The organism is Caballeronia pedi (assembly GCF_001544915.2).
GTDB classification, from domain to species: domain Bacteria; phylum Pseudomonadota; class Gammaproteobacteria; order Burkholderiales; family Burkholderiaceae; genus Caballeronia; species Caballeronia pedi.
Genome location: NZ_FCOE02000021.1, coordinates 1 through 21,271, shown reverse-complemented (window position 1 = coordinate 21,271; position 21,271 = coordinate 1). Strand labels below are relative to the sequence as shown.

The window sequence follows — 21,271 nt, the reverse complement described above, 5'->3', positions numbered from 1 at the left end:
CGCCAGTCAACGAAGTCTGGACCGGTCATCGCGTTAGCGCGTCATTTGTTTTCGGATTCATCGTTCAACGAATGCCGGTTCCAGACCGTTTCGAGCAGCCATTGGAACAGCGTGTGGCCCTTTTTCTGCGCGGCAGGCATCGGAGTGACGAGCCTGCCGAGCTTATCCTGGCGATAGGCAAGAAGCTGACACATCTGCTTCGCAACCTCGGGATGGTCCTTGAGAAAGGAAGTCATGTCGTCCTTGCTGAGCTGGAACAAGACGGACGGCGTGAGCGTTGCGATAGACACGCGCATCGAGAGCCCGGCGAGCAGCCCGGCTTCCCCGAACGCTTCTCCCGGCCCTATGCGTGCGATTTCGCGGCTACTTTCCGATTCGGCGATGGAGACCGATAGCACGCCAGAATGCACGATCGAGAGACTGTCCGGCACAGTATCCGGTGCCAGAATCTGGTGGTTCTCCTGATACTCGTGCCGGGAGAGACATTTCGCCAGCCTTGTCACTTCCTCGCCAGACAGGCTGTCGAACAGGCTTACCCGCTTCAGCAGCGCCTCTTTCTCGTCGCGCGACGTGACCGCCGGCGCTGGCACACCGAGCGCCCGTAACGCTACGTCAGCCGATGCGAGATGGCGGTAACAGAGGTCGAAGAGCTCGCTCGATACGGCAAGCTTCTGGTTCATGTCGGACACGAAGGCTACGACTTCGTACTGCACCGAGTTTGCGGTGGTGCGCTTCATCCGGGCGTACGGAGCCGGCGTCGCGAGAATGACGTTGCAGCCCGTAAGCGCGCGCCCTAGGGCGTCCAGCACCGTCTTCGGTCGCGCCTCGGGTTCGATCTCGAGAACGAGCGATAGCCCGTGGACGTCTCCCGGCCTGCTGTTGTTGGTGATTTTCGCCTTTGCCGCGACAGCGTTTGGCACGATGAGCGTGTTTCCCTGACCCGTCAGCAAGTGTGTCGCGCGCCAGTTCATCTCGACGACCTTGCCTTCAACGTCATCGATCGTCACCCAGTCACCTATTGCATACGGCTCTGTCGTGTTGATGACGATGCCCGCGAAGACGTCGCTGAGCGTGCTCTGGATGGCAAGGCCCAGCACGATTGCGAGCGCGCCCGAGGTCGCGACCAGCCCGCGTACAGGCAATTCCAGCACGAAGCCCAGGGCGGCCACCGCCGCAGCGAGAAAGACTACGGCGCCGAACACGTCCGAGAAGAGACGCTGCTTTCTCCAGGCGCGCGGCAGCAGGAGCGTGTCGAGCGAGAGAGTGAGCAGACGCGCACCCATCAACCACCAGATGATTTCGAGGACCTGCCCCAACCAGTGCAGCTCGACCACGTCGAGGTATGGAGCCTGCGTAAAGGGACTGAGACCGGACGAAAAGAGTACCCAGCTGAACAGGAAGAAGAGCGCGAGCCGTATGAAGAGTCGCGCCAGGTCGTTCGCGGGCAGCCTGGCACGCCACACGACCACGTCTACAGCGACGATAGCGAGACCTGGAATCAGGGGGTTCGTCATGGCGGCTCCTCTCGAGGAACGACTTCGAGAGAATACACAGTTGGTGCTTTCTGCGCGCTAGCCGCGGTTCTGCGTGGTCGTCCGAGCCTATGCAGAGGGCAAGTACCAGATGACGCCGATTCCGATGCGCAACGCTCAAGTCATGACAGCGGCTTTGGTCAGTGTGACAGCATGTACGCGATTGCGGCCAGCCTTTTTGGCGGCGTACATCTGCGCGTCGGCCGCTTCGACCAGGTGCACTGGTGCGAAGTCTTCGCCCGGCTCGCATGTCGCAACACCGATGGACGCTGTGATGCATTGATATTCGCCTGTGATGTGCTGAAGCTGCAGGCCTTGCACCTCCGTCCTGATTGCCTCGGCTATCGCTGTTGCTCCTTCGGTGTTCATCTTGTGCAAGACAACCACGAATTCTTCACCGCCGTAACGGCTAACGAAATCGACGGACCGACGGGCCACCCGCCGGACACCGTGCGCAACAGCGATGAGTACCTCGTCGCCGGCCGCATGTCCGAGCGTGTCGTTGACTCGCTTGAAGTGGTCGATGTCGATGAAAAGGACAGAAAGAGGCGAGCCACGTCGCCGCGCGCTGTCCCACTCTTGGGCAAGATGCAACTCAAGACTGCGGCGATTTGCAAGCCCGGTAAGCGGATCGGTCGTTGATAAACGTCTGAGTTTTGTTTCCTTGCCGACCTGCTCTCGAAGCACGAATGCAAAGAACCAGGAGGCGAAAACGGCGACGGCACCAAGCGCCACGGCGAGCACGAGGACCGTTGGATCTCCGAGCGTCATTTGTACCGCATCGAGCAACAGGCACATCAGACCAAGGACAAGGCTCGTGCCGAGGGTCCCGATGATCATTGGGTGCACGCCGAGAATCTGCGCAGTCTGGTGCAAAAGGAAATGCGTGCTGGCGCCCGTTTGATTTCTGCGCGGCGAGTTGGGGGGCTCGGGGGTTGCCATGACCGGAATCTCATCAAGTGCCGGTCCCTGATGGGTTCCGGGACCGCCTTCCTGCTTCCGGCCTTTTTGGCCTGAGCAATGGTTGCTTGGTCAAGCAAAATGATAAATGGCCAATTGCATCGCGCCCGCGACAAGTCGCCGCGCGAAATCCTAAAACAGACGTCATTAGAAAGCTCCGTCGATTTTTGGCGCGACAACGCGAACTTTGCAACCGGTTCAGAATGAACGTCGAAGCATCGCGCGAATTTCGCACGCCGCGGGAAATGCGTTACGCATCAATCCGTTGGCCCCGCGATGCTCAGGATATCCACATGCTTGTGCACCGAAACTGTGGACAAGCTACGTTCGTTCTTCGATGCGATGTCAGACGGTGGTGACGCTATGGATGCCCTTCCCTGCTCTTTTGCTGCTCACGGTTTTTCCCCCCGTTCCACCCGCGCGCGACGATTTCCCGCCATCGCGGCGATCGGACTGATGTGCGTCGCGGCCCACGCGCAAACGCAATGTCCCGGCTATGTCGAAACCGATGCCGGCAGCGCGTTCGATATCGCGTCGATCATCCGGGATACGGGCTCGCCGCAATCCGCACTCGACAAGGTGCGTAGCGCGGTGGCGCGCGTCGATGCCGGCGGCGGATGCGCGATCTTCCGCGACCGCCTCGCGTGCGAGGAGACGCTTACTCTCGCGAACAAGGCCATCGCCGCGCTGCAGGCGTGCGCGTCGACACGCGCGCCGAAAAGTACTTCACACGGTTAGCGCAATAAAAAAGCGCGTGCCGCCCGATTCGGCGGCACGCGCTTTTGAGTGCGCCCAAACGTACGTTCGGGCGGCTCGATGGATCAGCGATCCAGGAACGGACGCAGCTTGTCGGCGCGGCTCGGATGCATGAGCTTGCGCATCGCCTTGCTTTCGATCTGACGAATACGCTCGCGCGTGACATCGAACTGCTTGCCCAGTTCTTCGAGCGTGTAGTCCGAAGCCGTGTCGATACCGAAGCGCATGCGCAGCACCTTCGCCTCGCGCGGCGACAACGCGTTGAGCGCGTCATCGATTGCGGCGCGCATGTTCGCGTGCACCGCGGCATCCGCCGGCGATGCTGCGCCCTGGTCCTCGATCATGTCGCCGAGCGTCGCATCGGCATCTTCACCGACCGGCGTTTCCAGCGACACCGGCTGCTTCGCGATCTTGAGAATGCCGCGGATTTTCTCCTCCGGCATTTCCATGCGCTCGGCGAGCACCGACGGATGCGCTTCCTGACCGGTCTGCTGCAGGATCTCGCGCGAAATTCGGTTCAGCTTGTTGATCGTTTCGATCATGTGAACCGGCACGCGAATCGTGCGCGCCTGATCGGCGAGCGAACGCGTCACGGCCTGACGCACCCACCACGTTGCGTACGTCGAAAACTTCCAGCCGCGGCGATATTCGAACTTGTCCACCGCCTTCATCAGACCGATGTTGCCTTCCTGAATCAGATCCAGGAACTGCATGCCGCGGTTGACGTACTTCTTCGCGATCGAAATGACCAGACGCAGGTTCGCTTCGATCATCTCGCGCTTGGCCTGACGCATCTTCAACTCGGCAGCCGTCATGCGACGGTTGATCTGCTTCAGTTGCTGAAGCGGCATCTCGACCACGCTTTCGACGTCGATGAGCTTCTGCTGCTCGGCCTGAATGGCAGGCAAGCTGCGATCGAGCGACGCGCCGTATTGCTTCGAGCCGGCTGCCGCGCGCGCGGTCCATTCGAGATCGGTCTCGTGACCGACGAACGACTCGACGAACTTGTCGCGCGGCATGCCGCAGCGATCCACCGCGATCTGCAGCACGCGACGTTCGATATCGCGCACTTGCGCAACGCGTTGCTGCACGTCCGCGCACAAGCGGTCGATGGTCTTCGCCGTGAAGCGGATCGAACCGAGCTCGCGCTGAATTTCGGCGCGCGCCTTTTCAACGGCCTTGGTCGCAACCGCGCCCGAACCCTTAGGATTGCTTGCCTGTTCCGCCAGTTCGCGCACTCGGGCGAAGATCTCGAGGCAGTCTGCCTTCAATTGCTTCAGACGCGCTTCGTTCGACGCGCCGGCATCGGCGCCGTCGTCATCGTCGTCATCGCTGTCTTCGTCGCTGTCGGATTCGTCGGTGTCCGTATCGATGTCGGACGAGTCGCTTGTTTCGGAAGGCGAAATATCTTCGTCTACCGAATCTTCTTCCTTCAGTCCATCGACGAGTTCGTCGATCTTCAGCTCACCCGATTCGACTTGCGCCGCATCGGCGAGAATGGTCGCGACGGTCGACGGGCACGCCGCGATCGCCTGAATCATCTCGTGCAGACCGTCTTCGATGCGTTTCGCGATGGCAATTTCACCGGCGCGAGTGAGCAGTTCGGTCGCGCCCATTTCGCGCATATACATGCGCACCGGGTCGGTCGTGCGGCCGAATTCCGAATCGACGGTCGACAGCGCGTTTTCCGCTTCTTCGTCCGATTGTTCGTCGGTGACCACGCTCGGGGCGTTATCGCTTAGCAACAGCGTTTCGGCATCCGGCGCCTGCTCGTACACCGCGACGCCCATGTCATTGAACGTGCTGACGATGGTTTCCATCGCCGCGGTTTCAGCGAAGTTGTCCGGCAGATGGTCGTTGATCTCGGCATGTGTGAGATAGCCACGATCCTTGCCCAACTGAATGAGCGCGCGCATCTGACGCTGACGCTCTTCGTTCTGCTCTGCGGTCATCGCGACATCGGGCTGCATCGTGCCGGTCTGGCCCTTCCCTTTGTTCGCCCGCCGGCCTGGTGCCTTGCGCGCCGGTGCGACGATATCCAGCTCCGAATCTTCCCGATCAAAACTTGCCATACTTTCTCCTCGACAGGTTTGCTCGGCGACGACAGATCCCCGGAAGCGAGCGTAACGGCTCGCAATGATATCGATGACAGCTTCGACCACGGACGGCTGCTGAAAATCGCATCGAGCAAAGCACGCAGACCCGCATCCGTACGCGGTTTTGCGTTTTCCAATCGCCCATTAAGGCGCAACCTTAGAGTATATCAGCATTTGCTGCGACGCAGCAGGTTTTTGAATACTTTTTGGGTTGCCGCCCTTCGGCGGTCGCTTTCATTCGAGTAGCGCGCGTGGATGTCTCGTTGCGGCGTGGTCATCGACAGTCTGCTCTGACGAATCATCGAGGCTTGCCTTAGACGCGGCACGCGACATCGCCTGTAACAGCGAACTCAAACGTGAGGGGCGTGACCCGTCTCGTACGGCTTGTCGCATCCTGTCCCTCGAGTTGATAAGTGGGGCGATTCCTGCCCGCTTCAAGCGAAGAAGCGCCTTCAGGTCGCTTAAATGCGCCTCGAAATTGGGGCTCGATTCAGCGGGTCGGGAATGCATTGGAGCCTGCATCGTCGGGACACGGATCGAAGAGTATGAACCGAGAGATTGTTCATCGGCGCATCTGGGGCTCGGCTCCGCGGGAACGATATGTCCGGTATCGATCGCAGCGACGAAGTCCCGCGCCCACGCGCCGGCGTGCACGCGCGGTCGTGACTCGTCGCGATGTCGAATGACGATGGATCGCGCATCGTCGGAGATGCGATAACTCCGGACACCATCGCTGCTAACGAAGGATCGGCCAGCGAGATTCGTGGCTACGTCCGCGGTGCGCTGCGATTCGGCGAGTTTCTGCTCTTGCGCGACGTGAGCATCGCGTTGGCTTCGTACGCGATAAGCGAAGTCGACGGGGGCGCGCAGGAGGGAACGCAGATAGCTGATCGGATGTGTGGCGCGCTTCAAATGACTCCAGCTCGCCTCGACGACATCGGAAAGCAGTTTGCCGTGGGCCTTCGCCTCGCGCATCAGTTTGAAGATAAAAAATTCACGAAATCCCAGTGCCACGAGGCGCTGCAGATCGGCGGGAAGGCGTCCTGGTTGTCTCTTTTGAGTAGTAGGGATTAGATCCTTATATATAGCACCGTCTGCCATCGTGACAGACGGCGGTACGCAAGAAAGGGCGGGACCGGTCGGAATCGAGTCTCCCGGTTGGTCGCTGGATTGCTCTTCGTTGCCGCCGATGGAGTCGACAAGGCCCAGCAATGCGGCCGCCTTCTCCGTCAGATGAAGATAGGCGCGTCCGAACAAGCCTGCCGCACCGTATCGTGTCTGGGGCGGGCGTTTGATGAACCCAGAGAGTTCGAGATCATCGAGGCCGCGATAGAACGTGCGCATGGATTGCTGCGCTCGGCCGGTGAGCAATTCTCGGCGGGCGAAGATCGGGGCGTACGGACGAGAGGCGTCGACGGTGCGTGCCAATGCGGCGAGCAGCGCACGCGCGCGAGCGGGTAAGGCAGCGGTGTGAATCGCGCGATGCGCGGCACGAAAGATCACCCACGGCAGGTTCGAACGATCGCAGGCGAAGTCGTCGAGAGCCTGTTGATCTTCCAGTGGGGAAGATATTTTGAGAGTTTGCGGACGAGAACCAACCTCGCCAGCAACAGAATGTTGCGCGATACGCATGTCAAGTACGTCCATTTCGAAAAATGGAAGACAAACGCTTGACTGCCGATCGCGTTCCGCTAAACTTCGAGATGTGGACTCGTGACCCGATTGGCGTCGGGAAGCGGACCGGGCGATAAGCAGTTAAGCCCGATATTCAAAAGCCTTCGGTTGGCGCCGAAGGCTTTTGTCTTTTTACAGCTTGCTCGTTACATGGAAGCCTCTTCAGTGCTTTAACAGCAAGTCTTTGATTTTCAAGGAAGTTCTACTAGGTTCATGAATCAACGACTGGATCGAATTTGCTAAGTTGTTGATTTAAAACGAAAACCTAGTAGGGCTTCAATCCTGTTCCGATTCGCTCAACGTTTTGTTGATGAATTCGGCAATCCGCTGACCCCAGTGCTCCGCATCGGATGCGTCCTTCTCAAAGAATCGGACGCCGACCACGCCGTTTCTCGTGGACACTTCGCAGACCTTGCGTCTGCCAGAGCGAACCACCGTTGCGCTCGGCGCTGTCGTGCGCTGCTTCTCAGCCGCGAGAGCAACAGCCCGGTCTTGTGTGAAGTTGTCGTCTTCGATCAGCCGGCGAACTGCTTCTACCACTTTGTCCGATTTGCCCGCTTCCGTGAGCGCCGCGAGCTTTTGTGCAGCATTGCTTCCCAACCGCTCAGGCTTTTCCGCGAGGGCGATCTTGGCTGCTTCCGGCAAGGCATCGAATGAAAAGATTCGCGTGACGTGACTCTTGCTCAGCCCGGCACTCTCGGAAATCTCGGTGCGCGACAAGCCGCTCAATTCCTGCAGCCGCTTGAAGTTCCAATACTTTTCGAAGTCGGTCAGCGAAGGCGAGAGCAGATTCGAAAAGAACGCTGCAAATTCGATCTCGCCATCTTCGATTGATGCTACGTTCGCGCGAATCGTCGAGCGCGCGAGTTCGCGATATGCGGCCACGCGGTTGTGCCCGGCGACAATTTCAAAGCGATCATTCGGTAGCGCACGCACCAGAATTGGCGTGGCCAGCGCGTGCTGCGCAAGATTGCTTTTGAGTTCCTGGAATTGCTCCGCGGTCAATTTGCGGCGCCGGCCGGGCACTTCGATGAGCGAATCGAGCGGCACTTCGAACGCCGCCCGTTCCTCCAGTTGCGACTCGAGTTCCTTGATCCGTGCCTGCGCCGTGTTGATGCGATGCTGCGCGTCCATCAAGCGCCCTGGCGACGTACGCGGCTCGGTGCTCACCGGCCGCGTTGGTGCCTCAGTTGGCTTGCTGCCGATGTTCGCAGTCTTGGCGAGGAGTCTGTCCCCGATGCCCATTTATGCCTCCGTCTGATTCCACGCGCGAACGAATTGCGCGTCGAGATGTTCAGCGAGCCGGTCGAGCGGCTCCTTGAATCGGTTGTATGCGGCCGTGCTGCCGTCGGGCTTCGAAAGGTCATAGACCGTCGACAACTGCGCAGACGCGCCCTTCGGCACGGTCGATTCCGGAATTTCGAACGGCAGCACGCGATCGCCGTATGCCTTCTGAAGCCAGCCACGCACGACGCGCGAGACGTCGTCGGACTTCGCCTTGGTCATGATCACGTTGACGAAATCGAATCGCTTCTGTTCGAGCACGCCCGGAAGCTTTTTGGCGATATCGGCGAACAGATGCCAGAACTGCGTGGAACTGGCGAAGTCGAGCGCCTCGGGCGGGCAGGGCAGCAGGATCGCATCCGACGCCAGCAGCGCGTTGATGGTCAGGTAGCTGAGTGCCGGAGGCGTGTCGATCACGATGGCGTCGTAATCGTTCGCGAGCGGCATCAGCCCCTTGCGGACGATTTCCCAAAACTCGAACGTGCTATCGTTGAGCACTTTCGCTGGAATCTCGAATTCGGCGTCGAAGAGTGAAGACGACGCCGGAATGAGATCCAGGTTATGCCAGTACGTCTCCTGCACCGCGTAGTGCAGTGTGTCCCGATCGCCGTAGACGAGCGGAAGAAGGGTCTGATCGTCCGAGATTTCTGCGTCCGGCGCCCAGCCACAAAGCTGCGTGGTGGTTCCTTGCGGATCGCAATCGATGACGAGCACGCGACGCCCGAGCAAGGTCAACGCCTGCGCGGCGGACACGGCGGTGGTCGTCTTGGCGACGCCACCCTTGAAGTTCGCGACGGTCACGATTCGCCCGCGTTTGCCTTCCGGCCGACGCGTTCGCTCCTTCGTCGCTTTGATCCAGGTCAGCGCTTCCTCGAGCGTGAACTCTTTGCTGCGGCCCGCGCCCTTCGACGTGCCCGCGGGCAGATCGCCCTTGGTCGTCAGGTACTGGAACCGCTGCTTGTCGACTCCGCAGAGCGACGCCACCTGGGCGCTCGTGAATGTCGGCGCGCTTTTGCGCGGATACGGCTCCAACATCGCGTCGCGGATCTGATTGAGAATGTCAGTGGCTTGGGCGGCCACTCCCAAGAGCGTTTCGATCGAAACGGATTGATCGACTTCGGGAAGCCGAGCGCTTAGCATGGAGTTCGCAGTCACTGGCGGGCCTGGGTAAGCAAATAATTCTTCGGTTTGTGGAAAACAAGCTGCAAACCGAAGAATAAACGGCGAACCGGTAAACCTCAAGTAAACTCTGAAGTACTTGAGCGACCCCTGCGGGCATTTTTACAACGCCGAACGCTTGTGTAAACACGAACTCACGACGGCTCTGGCGTTTTCCCAGCGATCGAAGCGCCGCGGATCAGCTTTTCGACGCCCAGAAAGCGGCCGACGTCCTCGTTTTTGAGATAGAGGGCGGTGGTCGACACGTCGGCGTGGCCAAGTCCGATACTGACATCGTGCAGCGCCGCGCCGTGTCTCAGAGCGTGCGCGGAGTGAGTATGGCGAAGCCAATGCGTACTGGCGCGTTTCAAGTCCCGCCCGATACCCGGTGTGCGCGCCTCCATGAACACTGCCGCGCTCGCAAAAATACTTTTGAAAATCTTCCCGATGCCGTCCGGTGTCAGCGCTTGCCCGCCGCGCGCCTGAGCCAGAATCGGCGTGCCTGCCGCACAGTCGAGGGGCGCGGAAAGGCCGCGCAATGCGAGATTTTCCAGCACGGTTTCGACAACCGCGGGCGGCAAGAGCACCGAGCGCGAAGCGCCACGACCCTCGTCCACCGCGAGACGCCAGACGGGGCCGGCGACGCCCGACAGCCGCCCGACGCTCAGGGCGTCTGTCGTCGCGGCTGCGAGCTCAGCACGACGCAGACCCGTGGCATACGCGAGCAGCAGCGCCAATCTGTCGCGGTGTTCGGAGAATGAATACTCGGCTCGTTCGACCGAAAGCAGCACACCTTTCCACTGTTCGAGATCGAGCGATCGCGAGGCCGAATCGAACACCGGCGGCGTTGCGACGCGCGCGAAGCCCGCCAACGGGTTGACCGCCAGATAGTCCTCACCGACCAGCCATTCGCACAGCGCGCTCAGAATCGAGCGGGCGGTTTCCCGGCTGCGATCCGAAAGCGGGCCGGCGAAGGGACGCCAGGTGGTGAGGCAACGCTCGCCCCGATGCACCGCGATCCATCGCGCGGCCGGCTGCGGGTTTGGCAGAAACGTACCGATATATTCCGCGCATTCGGCAGCATCGAGCGACGAAAACGGTTTGTCTTTCTCCACGAGCGCCCACAGCAGCAGCCGCTCCGCCTCGCGCCGATACGCACGGCGCGTGTGTTCACTGCTCGATCGGGCATCGAGCCAGGCGGAAATCGCGCGGACATCCGTGTCGAAGCGCGCTCCGGCACCCGCTCGATTCGACCCTTTTGAACCATCCAACCGCGCGGGTACCCGCAACGCCTCCAGCGGAGCGATCACCAGCGCGTCGCGCTCGTCGATTTCGGAACGCCGCGCCGGCGTCATCTCGGCGGCCGGCCATTGCCGACGCGGCACGAGCGCGTGCGGCGAAACCGCGTGCCGCAGCGCTTGCGCGTGGAGTTGCAGCCAGTCGACCACACGTTGCGCGCCCTTCGGACCAAGCTTCGGCACGACGGCGTACCAGCGGTGCCGACGCCGTTCGATCAGTTCGATGACATCCGCGATCGTCGTCAGTCCCGCCGAAGTGAGCCGCGCCGTGATCGCCGGTTCGAACCAGCCGTCGATGGGATGATCCGGACTCGGATCCTGCGCGAGCGATGCCTCCATGCGGGCGAGTGCATCCGCTTGCCGGCGACGCAACCTTGCATTGCGGGCCGCACGCCGATCGAGGGCAGGGGAGGTGACCGGCGGATATGCCTCTTCATACAGCGCCAGCAGCTCGGATTCGCTATAGACCCCGTCCGGATCGATTCCTTCGCGAAAGTCGTCGAGCGTGGGCGCGGCCGTGGCCGGCGGAGACTCGAAAAGCGGAATGCTGCCCGGACGAAGCCGCAGCAGATGCGCCGCTTCGGTGTCGCGGGCGCGTCGGGCAAGGACGGACAACGTGTCGCGCAATGCGTCGATCAGCCGTCGCGTGGCGCGGACATCCGTCCCGGCATCGCCGTACGATGCGTGCAATTGCGCTTCCGACACGCCGTCGAGATAGCCGCGATACAGCGCGAAGTGCTGGCGCGTGAGACGGCTTGGCGTGCGCAGACGCGTGCTATCCGACGTGATATTCATCGGGTTGTCTGTCACACGTTGACCGGAAGTTGTCCTGTCGGGCCTCATTTCCCCTTTCTTTTCAATCATTTGCGGCAAGGTTATCAACCAGCTTCGAATTTGACAAGAAAAATCGCCACATCTGATAAGTCGAATTATCAGGCTCAAAAGAAGGAAGCTCGGACGCGTATGTGCTTTCGTCCTAAGCGCGCTTGAATGTTCATCCGCCCCGGCGCATATTTTCAGCACGCCCACTGCCCGTATCCGCAGGAGAAACGAGCCTATGCTTGATCCTGTACGCCCCGCGTCGAAACCGCCCGAGCAGGATGACGCGTTCCGCCCGAGCTTACCGGAGGTGTACGCGTCGGTGCACGTGCCGACGGGCGGTCGATGGATTCGCCGCTTCCTCGCGTTCGCCGGTCCCGGCTACATGATTTCAGTCGGCTACATGGATCCGGGCAATTGGGCAACCGACATCACCGGCGGCTCGCGCTTCGGTTACACGCTGCTCACCGTCATCCTGCTGTCGAACCTGATGGCGATCCTGCTCCAGGCGCTCGCCGTTCGACTGGGCGTCGCGACCGGACGCGATCTCGCGCAGGCGTGTCGCGATCACTATTCGAAGCCGGTGAATTTCGCGCTGTGGCTCGCGTGCGAGGCGGCGATCGTCGCGTGCGATCTGGCCGAGGTGATCGGCACCGCGATCGCGCTGCAATTGCTTTTTGGCATTCCGCTGATCGCGGGTGCGCTCTTGACCGCGCTCGACGCCTTCCTTTTGTTGCTGCTGATCAACAAGGGGTTTCGCTTACTGGAGGCGTTCGTCATCGCGCTGCTGGTCGTGATCGCGAGTTGCTTCGCGTTGCAGATCGCTGCCGCCGCGCCGCCGCTCGCCGACGTGCTGCGCGGCTTCGTGCCGTCGCCGCGCATCGTCGCGGATCGCGAAATGCTGTACGTGGCCATCGGCATCCTCGGCGCGACGGTCATGCCGCACAACCTGTATCTGCATTCGTCGATCGTGCAGACGCGCGCATATGGCAAATCCGTGCGGGCCCGGCGCGCCGCGATCCGCTGGGCGACGCTCGACAGCACCATCGCGTTGACGCTCGCGCTTTTCATCAACGCGGCGATTCTGATCGTCGCCGCTGCCGTGTTTCATGCGAGCGGTCACGACGAAGTCGCGGAAATCGGCGACGCCTTTCATCTGCTGTCGCCGCTCCTTGGCCTGGGCGTTGCATCGACGCTCTTCGCCGTCGCGTTGCTCGCGTCGGGCCTGAACTCGACCGTCACCGCGACCCTCGCCGGCCAGATCGTGATGGAAGGCTTTCTGCGACTACGCATTCCGAACTGGGCGCGGCGGCTCATCACGCGCGCGATCGCCATCGTGCCGGTGATCGTCGTGACGGCGATCTACGGTGAGAAGGGCACGGGTCAGTTACTCGTGCTGAGCCAGGTGATTCTGTCGATGCAACTGCCGTTCGCCGTCATTCCGCTGGTGCGCTTCGTGTCGGACCGCCGCAAGATGGGCGTCTTCGCGGTCTCGCGCTGGACGAGCGGGCTCGCGTGGCTGGTCGCGGGCGTGATCGTCGTGCTGAACGTCAAGCTGCTCGCCGACACGTTATTGTCGTGACCACGAACACTATATATAAGGAGACGCACGCAATGAGCGGCACGTTCATCGACATCGAGCTTCGCGACGGCACGGCCATTCCCGCTTACGTGACGCAACCCGCCAAGGGCTCGGGCCCGGGCATCATGTTGTTGCACGACGCCGCGGGCCTCGACGATTTCGTCACGCACACGGCCGATCTGTACGCCGAAGAAGGTTATGTCGTGCTTGCGCCGCGGCTTTCCGACCACGATCCGAAGCCTGGCGGCATCGCGGCGGAAAACTTCGCGGCGCTCGTCGATGCGCTGCGCGCGTTGCCGCAACATGCAGGCAAGGTCGGCGTCGTCGGCTTCGGGCGCGGCGGGCGGCTTGCGACGCGCATCGCCGCGCAGGCCGATGTCGACTGCGCCGCCTGCTATTACGCCGACGATTACACCGCCTGCCTCGCCGATATCCCGACGATCCGCTGCCCGATGGTGTTCCACTTTCCTGAACACGGCGCGCCCGACCAGCGCGAACTCGAGGCCGCGTTCGCCGGCAAGCCGCACATCGAGCGATATGCGTATCCGGGCACATCGAACGGCTTCATCGTTTCGGGCAGCGAGCGCTACGACAAACCCGCCGCGCTGATGGCGTACTCGCGCACGCTCGCGATGCTGCGCAACGTGCTCGGTCCGCACTTCGATCTCAATCTTCTGTGGGAACAGCACTGCTATTTCGAGTTCGGCACGCGCGATGTCGACGCCGTCATGCCGACGATGATCGCCGAGCCCTACGTCAATCACGTTCCCACGATGACGGGCGGTGTCGGGCACGATCAGTTGAAGCGCTTCTATCGATATCACTTCGTTCATTCGAATCCGGCAGATACGAAGCTGATTCCGGTGTCGCGCACGATCGGTGCGGACCGCGTGGTCGACGAGTTCGTGTTTTGTGCGACGCACGACCGTGAAATCGACTGGCTGCTGCCCGGCCTCGCACCGACAGGAAAATACTTCGAAGTCCCAATGCTCGCCGTGATCCGCTTTCGCGGCGACAAGCTCTATAACGAACACATCTACTGGGATCAGGCTTCGGTGCTCGTGCAGATCGGCGTGCTCGATCCCGAAGGGCTGCCCGTCGCGGGGCGGCAGACCGCGCGCAAGTTGATCGACGAAACGCTGCCGAGCAACACGTTGATGCCCAACTGGGCGTCGAGCGAGGGCAAGCCCATCTGAGAGTCGGCGCGGCGCACAATTCAACGTCCTTTGCATAAGGGCAATGTGTGCACTACTCTGAGCACAACATTGCGGTGAGCGGGATCGGCAAAGGCGGACATCGACGCAACGATGCGCCGCACTGCTGAGCAAATTGAAACCGTCCGCAAGGCCGGAGATATCATGCGCCGCTCGTCGCTTCAGGCTCGATCGACGCCGCTCGCTCATGCAATTTCACTCGCGTTCGGCGTCTCCATTCTCGTTCGCGCGGTGCCCGCGCTCGGCGCGTGCGACAACAATGCGCCGCAGTCCGGCCAGAGCGCGACGTGCGACACCAGTCAACCCAATCCATCGACCGTGCCGGTCATCGCGGCTGCGGGCAGCGTCAATGTGACGATCAACATCTTGCCGGGCGCCGAACTGGATATCACCAACCGCAACGGACTTTTTGTCCGCAATATGAGCACGGCGACGAACGCCGGCACGTTGCGCGTGAACGGAGACGGCTTCGACGGCATGACCTCGCAAGGCACGGCGGGCGGGCAAAACGTGCTCGTGAATCGCGGCGCCATCTTCACGAGCGGCGTGAGTTCCGAAGCGATGTTCAACAACGCGGCGGCCGTCATCATGCGCAACGAGGCAGGCGGCAGGCTCACGACCAGCGGCGCGAACGCCACGGGCATGGGCGATTACGCCAGCCCGGGCGGCGGCACGCTGATCAACGACGGCGCGATCGTCACGAGCGGCACCGGATCGCCCGGCATGGGCGCGAACACGAACCGCGACACGCTCATCAACAACGGCTCGATCACGACGACAGGCGGATCGGCGAGCGGCATGACCGTAGCCGGGTCGCCCGGCCAGAACGTTGTGACGAACAACGGCACGATCGATGTATCGGGCAATAACGCGCACGGGATCGTTTCGCAGGACGCGTCGCCGGGCGCGATCACGAACACCGGATCGATACTCGCTCGTGGCACGGGCGGGCGCGGCGTGTCGCTCGCGAATCCGGCGTCGGTCACGAATGCGGCGGGCGCGAGCATCGTGAGCCAGCGCGCGAGCGGCATCGTGGCGAACCGGGGCGGCACGCTGAACAACGCGGGCACGATTCAAGGCGCGACCGGCGTGACCATTGCCGGCGGCGCCGAGACCATCGACAACACGGGCACGATTCGCGGCACGAGTGCGGAGGCGATCGTCGCGAGCGGCAAGATCAACGTGTCGGTCACGAACAGCGGCACGATCGCGGGAGGCGCGGGCGTCGCGGTGCGCACCGACACGGGCGCGGACACGTTCAACATGAACGGTGGCGTCGTCACGGGACAGATTCGTCAGGGCGATGGCATCGACGCTTTCACGATGACCGCGGGCCAGGTCGATTTGCTCGATCAGGGCGATGCGCGCGACACGTTCACGATGTCGGGCGGGCGCATCGTCGGCGTGTTCGTGAATGGCGATGTCGCGCAGATCACCGGCGGGCGCATCGGTAGCGTGGACCTGAACGTCGGCAACAATATCTATGGCATGTCGGGAGGGCAGATCGACGGCAACGTGACCGCCGCGCAAAACGACGACACGTTCACGCTCTCGGGCGGCACGATCGGCGGACGTGTGGATCTCGGCAGCGGCAACAACACGCTGACGATCACGGGCGGATCGATCGGGCAGGGCGTCACGACCACGACCGGCATCGATACGCTGACCTGGAGCGGCGGCACGATCGCGGGGCCGGTTTCGCTCGGCGCGGGCGACGACTCCGCCGTCATCCGCAATCTGAACGACACCACGCTCGCCGCGACGACGCGCTTCGATGGCGGCCCGGGCGTCGACGCGCTCACGTTCGACAACGTGCAGACGAGCGGCCTCGCGCGCTTCGCCAACTGGGAGACGGTGAACGCGACGAACAACACGCAACTCACGTTCGACGCCAACGGCCTGACGCTCGGCGACGCCGCGACCGGCACCGGCACGCTCAATCTCGACGCGACGAGCACGATTCTGGCGGGCGGCATCGGCAACACGTCGATACAGCCGGCGATCGCCGGGCAACTCGTCGCGCTGAACAACGCGGGCACGATCGATCTGACCAATGGCGGCCCGGGCACGAGCGACGTGTTCGTCGTGAACGGCAACTACACGGGCAACGCCGGGCGGCTGCTCGTGCAGAGCGTGCTCGGCGCGGATGGTTCGCCGAGCGACAAGCTCGTGATCGCGCAGGGCGCGGGGTCGGGAACGACGTCGATCGGCGTGACGAATGTCGGCGGCACGGGCGGGCTGACGGTGAACGACGGCATTCTGGTCGTGCAGGCGACGAACGGCGCGACGACATCGGCGGGCGCTTTCACGCTCGCGCATTCGATGAACGCGGGCGCTTACACATACTATCTGTTCAAGGGCGGCGTGAACGAGGGAACGGCGGACAACTGGTATCTGCGTTCGAGCGTGCCACCCGCTCCCGCTCCCGCAGTGGCGCCGGCCCAGCCGTCCGCTCCGACGACACCGACCACGCCAACCACGCCAACCACGCCAACCACGCCAACCACGCCCGCAGTCCCCACGCCGACTGCCGCCGCAGGAACACCGCCGCTTCCAGCGCCACCGCCGCCCGGCTCAGCGCCGACGCCGCTCTATCGCATGGAAGTGCCGGTCTACGCCGAACTACCGCCGATCGCGCGCGAACTGACGATTCAGCAAATCGGCACGTTCCACGAGCGTCAGGGCGAGCAAGCGTTGCTGACGGAAAACGGCGCGCTGCCCGCAGCGTGGGCGCGCGTCTGGGGCGGACACGCGACGCAGCACAACAGCGGCGCGGCCGATCCCGAATTCAGCGGCGGCATCGGCGGCGTGCAGATCGGCCACGATATCTATGCCGATACGACATCGGGCGGCCATCGCAACCACTACGGATTCTTCTTCAGCTTCGCGCGCGCGAGCGGCGATATCAACGGCTTCGCGCTCGGCTTCCCGAATTCCGACGTCGGCCATCTGTCGCTCAACGCGTATGGCGCAGGACTCTACTGGACGCACATCGGCCCGAGCGGCTGGTACACGGACGCGGTGCTGCTCGGCAGCTCGCTCACCGCCGATCCGCAATCGAACCGCGGCGTCGGCGCGACGACGCACGGCAGCGCATTCGCGGCATCGATCGAAGCGGGCTTGCCGATTCCGCTGCCCGCGGGCCTCGCGATCGAACCGCAAGCGCAACTCATCTGGCAGCACGCCAGTCTCCACGATATCGACGACGGCATCTCGACCGTGTCCTTCGATGCAGCGAGCGGCTTCGTCGGCCGGCTTGGCGTGCGCTTCTACGGCCACGTCGATGCGGCCGGTACGACCCTCGAGCCGTATCTGCGCGCGAACCTGTGGCGCTATTTCGGCGCGACCGATACCGCGACCTTCGCGGGCACGACCGTCATCCCGACAAGCGTCTCCGCGACCACCGCGCAACTCGGCGCGGGCGTCGTCGCGAAGCTCAGCGCGCGCGGCAGTCTGTTCGCGAACGTCGCGTACTCGACCAATGTCGGGGGCTCGCACCGCAGTGCGATAGAAGGCGGTATGGGCGTGCGCTGGAAGTGGTGAGCCGTTGCATACTATGGTCACGCCATAAAAAGATCTGGAGACGAGCATGACCGATGTGCCCGGCGAAGACCGCGCGCCCCGCTGCCCTTTTCATGACGATGCCCGCGCACCGAACGGCTGCCCCGTGAGCGCGCCCGCCGCGGAGTTCGACCCGTTCGGCGACGGCTATCAACAAGATCCGCCCGAATACGTGCGCTGGGCCCGTGAACAGGAGCCGGTTTTCTGGAGCCCGAAGCTCGGCTACTGGGTCGTCACGCGCTATGACGACATCAAGGCGATCTTCCGCGACAACATCACGTTCAGCCCGTCGATCGCGCTGGAGAAAATCACGCCGACGGGCCCCGAAGCGAACGCGGTGCTCGCGTCGTACGGCTTCGCGCTCAACCGCACGCTCGTGAACGAGGACGAGCCCGCGCACATGCCGCGCCGCCGCGCGCTGATGGACCCGTTCACGCCGGAAGCGCTCGCGCATCACGAACCGATGGTGCGTGCGCTCGCGCGCGAATACGTCGATCGCTTTATCGACGATGGCCGCGCCGATCTCGTCGATCAGATGCTGTGGGAAGTGCCGCTCACCGTCGCGCTGCATTTTCTCGGCGTGCCCGAGGAAGACATGGACACGCTGCGCCTTTACTCGATCGCGCACACGGTCAACACGTGGGGACGGCCGAAGCCGGAAGAACAGGTCGAGGTCGCGCATGCGGTCGGCAAATTCTGGCAGTTCGCGGGCAAGGTGCTCGACAAGATGCGCGAGGACCCGTCCGGTCCCGGCTGGATGCAGTACGGCATCCGCAAGCAGAAGGCACTACCCGAAGTCGTGACGGATTCGTATCTGCACTCGATGATGATGGCCGGCATCGTCGCCGCGCACGAGACCACGGCCAACGCGACCGCGAACGCGCTCAAGCTGCTGCTGCAACACGCGCAAGCGTGGCGCGACATCTGCGAAGACCCGAGCCTCATTCCGAACGCGGTCGAGGAGTGCCTGCGTCACAACGGCTCCGTCGCGGCATGGCGGAGGCTCGCGACGAAGGACGTGACGATCGGCGGCATCGAGATTGCCGCGGGCTCGAAGCTCCTGATCGTCACGTCGTCGGCGAATCACGATCAGCATCAGTTCGCCGATGCCGATCTCTTCGACATCCGCCGCGAAAACGCCAGCGATCAACTCACCTTCGGCTACGGCGCGCATCAGTGCATGGGCAAGAACCTCGCGCGCATGGAGATGCAGATCTTTCTCGACGAACTCACGCGCCGCCTGCCGCACATGCGGCTCGCGGAGCAGCGCTTCACTTACGTGCCGAACACGTCGTTTCGCGGGCCGGAGCATCTCCACGTCGAATGGAACCCGGCGATGAATCCCGAGCGCGCCGATCCATCGGTGCGTGAGGCGCGGGCGGTGGTGCGGATCGGCGAGCCGTCGTCGCATGCGGTGAGCCGCGCGGTGATCGTCGATTCGGTCGATGCGTGCGCGGAGCGCATCGTGCGCGTGCGGCTGGTGTCGGCCAACGGTCGCGATCTGCCGCGCTGGACGGCGGGCTCGCATATCGATGTCGTCTGCGGCGAGACGGGCGTCTCGCGTCAATATTCGCTGTGCGGCGATCCCGCTGACCGGCGCGCGCTGGAGATCGCCGTGCTGCGCGAAACGCAGAGCCGCGGCGGCTCTGCGTGGGTTCACGACAACGTGAAGCCCGGCGCGCATTGGCGCATTCGCGGCCCGCGCAATCACTTCCGTCTGGACGAAACCGCGAACCGGCTCGTGCTGATCGCGGGCGGCATCGGCATCACGCCGATCAGCGCGATGGCGCGGCGCGCGCGTTCGCTCGGCATCGACTACGAGCTGCATTACAGCGGCCGCTCGCGCGCCTCGATGGCCTTGCTTGACGAGATGCGCGCGCTGCACGGCGAACGCCTCTTCGCGTACGTCTCCGAAGAAGGCACGCGCAACGATTTCGCCACGCTCGCCGTGGACGAGGGCACGCTGATCTACGCGTGCGGCCCGGTGCGCATGCTCGATGCGCTCGGCGAGGCGAGCGCGTCGTGGCCTGAGGACGCGCTGAAGATCGAGCATTTCGAATCGAAACTCGGCACGCTCGATGCGGAAAACGAGCAGGCGTTCGAAGTCGAGCTGAAGGATTCCGGACTCGTGCTGACCGTCCCGGCCGATCAGACGCTCCTCACGACGCTCAGGCGCGCCAACGTCGACGTGCAGAGCGACTGCGAAGAAGGCTTGTGCGGATCATGCGAAGTGCGCGTGCTCGCCGGAGACATCGATCACCGCGACGTGGTGCTGACCAAAAGCGAGCGCCAGTCGAACAACCGGATGATGGCGTGCTGCTCGCGCGCGAAAGGCAAAAGACTCGTTTTAGCGCTTTGAGAAATCGCCGGCTTGTCCGGCGGTTTTTCGTTGACGGATGGCATTATGTCGCGGCAATCCGTCAACGATTAACTGTATATGGCTTCATCACGCGGTCATAAATCGGCGTTATGACGGCGAGAATTGTTTCGCGTAAAGATGAATTGGTTATACGCAGTGGTTAATTCGCATATAAAGAGCGACATGAGATGCGCGCTCCGGCGTCCACGACAGAAAAATCCACGCTGACAGTTTAGCTGCGTTTGTATTACGTATTTACCCGCGATTTGCCAAGTGATCATACAACTTGCGCAATTTTCGTCATCATATAGGATGATTAATGAACGTGCGTTCGAGCATTGCTGCAATATTCAGCACGATCGATGCGGGACTTTTTACGTGATCTAGGGTTTATACCTACTAATATGAAATTTTTTACGCATGTTTTGCGTTTAGAATTGTTACTAATTTGGTGCGTCGCACAAGCGCGCACGACCGAATAACTTCCAATATGCCCTGCCGCCGTCGACGCGAATCTTCGCGCAGCGGAATCGCGCATTTGCGATTCACGGCAGCAAGGCGAAAGAGAAGGCCGGTGCTTAACCTGAGAGATTTATCAAAGGCCCATATAAATGGACCATGCAATTGGCCGCACGTTTGCCGCGTCCCGTTCGGGATTTTTTCTGCGGAACGCACTTCGTCTCACGGGCGAGGTCATCCGTAGTCGGCGCGACGCCTTTTGAAGTCGCTCGCTCATGCATCGGCCGGTCGGACATCGCTCCGCACGCGGCGCTGCGCATCAATCCGCCCGAGTTCGAATCGAACTCACCCAGTCCATTCGTAATGGATGCGTTTTCGCGTCGCGAGCATTGCATCGCGAACGAAGATTCCGTTCACGCTTTCGCTGTTTGACGAGGATAGAAAATGACTGACGTAGTGATCGTATCGGCCGCGCGTACGGCGGTAGGCAAGTTCGGCGGTTCGCTCGCGAAGATCGCG

12 protein-coding genes are annotated in these 21,271 nt (G+C 62.3%); 5 read left to right on the top strand and 7 right to left on the bottom strand.

What is annotated here, in order from left to right; translation table 11 throughout:
* Window positions 1–41 precede the first annotated feature (41 nt).
* Both AWB80_RS26245 and AWB80_RS26240 read right to left on the bottom strand, forming a co-directional pair.
* Window positions 42–1,514, bottom strand: coding sequence for a mechanosensitive ion channel domain-containing protein (locus AWB80_RS26245; protein WP_061177593.1), 1,473 nt, complete (start codon window positions 1,512–1,514; stop codon window positions 42–44).
* Window positions 1,515–1,649: 135 nt separating this feature from the next.
* Entirely contained in the window at window positions 1,650–2,474 is an 825-nt protein-coding gene (locus AWB80_RS26240) for a GGDEF domain-containing protein (protein ID WP_087131614.1), read from the bottom strand.
* Window positions 2,475–2,948: 474 nt separating this feature from the next.
* On the opposite strand from AWB80_RS26240, the gene AWB80_RS26235 reads away from it, so the two are divergent.
* The gene (locus AWB80_RS26235) at window positions 2,949–3,230 is read left to right on the top strand and encodes a hypothetical protein (RefSeq protein WP_244206745.1); all 282 of its coding nucleotides are present in this window, start codon (window positions 2,949–2,951) and stop codon (window positions 3,228–3,230) included.
* An 83-nt stretch (window positions 3,231–3,313) separates the two neighbouring features.
* Here AWB80_RS26235 and rpoD read toward each other — a convergent pair whose 3' ends face one another.
* The 5 genes from rpoD to AWB80_RS26210 all read right to left on the bottom strand — a co-directional run bounded on the left by rpoD (window position 3,314) and on the right by AWB80_RS26210 (window position 11,553).
* Window positions 3,314–5,320: an RNA polymerase sigma factor RpoD gene (gene rpoD, locus AWB80_RS26230; protein WP_061177590.1), complete on the bottom strand. Its 2,007-nt coding sequence runs from the start codon at window positions 5,318–5,320 to the stop codon at window positions 3,314–3,316.
* A 258-nt stretch (window positions 5,321–5,578) separates the two neighbouring features.
* On the bottom strand, window positions 5,579–6,976 hold the full coding sequence (locus tag AWB80_RS26225; RefSeq protein ID WP_208635689.1) for a replication protein O: 1,398 nt from the start codon (window positions 6,974–6,976) through the stop codon (window positions 5,579–5,581).
* Between the two features lie 318 nt (window positions 6,977–7,294).
* Window positions 7,295–8,263, bottom strand: coding sequence for a ParB/RepB/Spo0J family partition protein (locus tag AWB80_RS26220; protein ID WP_244206743.1), 969 nt, complete (start codon window positions 8,261–8,263; stop codon window positions 7,295–7,297).
* Window positions 8,264–9,442 (bottom strand): ParA family protein, encoded by a 1,179-nt coding sequence (locus tag AWB80_RS26215; protein ID WP_061177586.1) that lies wholly within the window; start codon window positions 9,440–9,442, stop codon window positions 8,264–8,266.
* Window positions 9,443–9,615: 173 nt separating this feature from the next.
* Window positions 9,616–11,553 (bottom strand): phage integrase family protein, encoded by a 1,938-nt coding sequence (locus tag AWB80_RS26210; protein ID WP_061177585.1) that lies wholly within the window; start codon window positions 11,551–11,553, stop codon window positions 9,616–9,618.
* 262 nt (window positions 11,554–11,815) lie between these two features.
* Between AWB80_RS26210 and AWB80_RS26205 the strand changes: the two genes are divergently transcribed.
* The 4 genes from AWB80_RS26205 to AWB80_RS26190 all read left to right on the top strand — a co-directional run bounded on the left by AWB80_RS26205 (window position 11,816) and on the right by AWB80_RS26190 (window position 20,293).
* On the top strand, window positions 11,816–13,159 hold the full coding sequence (locus AWB80_RS26205; RefSeq protein ID WP_061177584.1) for an Nramp family divalent metal transporter: 1,344 nt from the start codon (window positions 11,816–11,818) through the stop codon (window positions 13,157–13,159).
* Between the two features lie 32 nt (window positions 13,160–13,191).
* Window positions 13,192–14,355 (top strand): dienelactone hydrolase family protein, encoded by a 1,164-nt coding sequence (locus tag AWB80_RS26200; RefSeq protein ID WP_061177583.1) that lies wholly within the window; start codon window positions 13,192–13,194, stop codon window positions 14,353–14,355.
* A 162-nt stretch (window positions 14,356–14,517) separates the two neighbouring features.
* A complete protein-coding gene (locus AWB80_RS26195; protein ID WP_143328145.1) occupies window positions 14,518–17,916 on the top strand; it encodes an autotransporter outer membrane beta-barrel domain-containing protein in 3,399 nt (1,132 codons plus the stop codon).
* Between the two features lie 46 nt (window positions 17,917–17,962).
* The gene (locus AWB80_RS26190; protein WP_061177581.1) at window positions 17,963–20,293 is read left to right on the top strand and encodes a cytochrome P450/oxidoreductase; all 2,331 of its coding nucleotides are present in this window, start codon (window positions 17,963–17,965) and stop codon (window positions 20,291–20,293) included.
* Window positions 20,294–21,271: the final 978 nt, after the last annotated feature.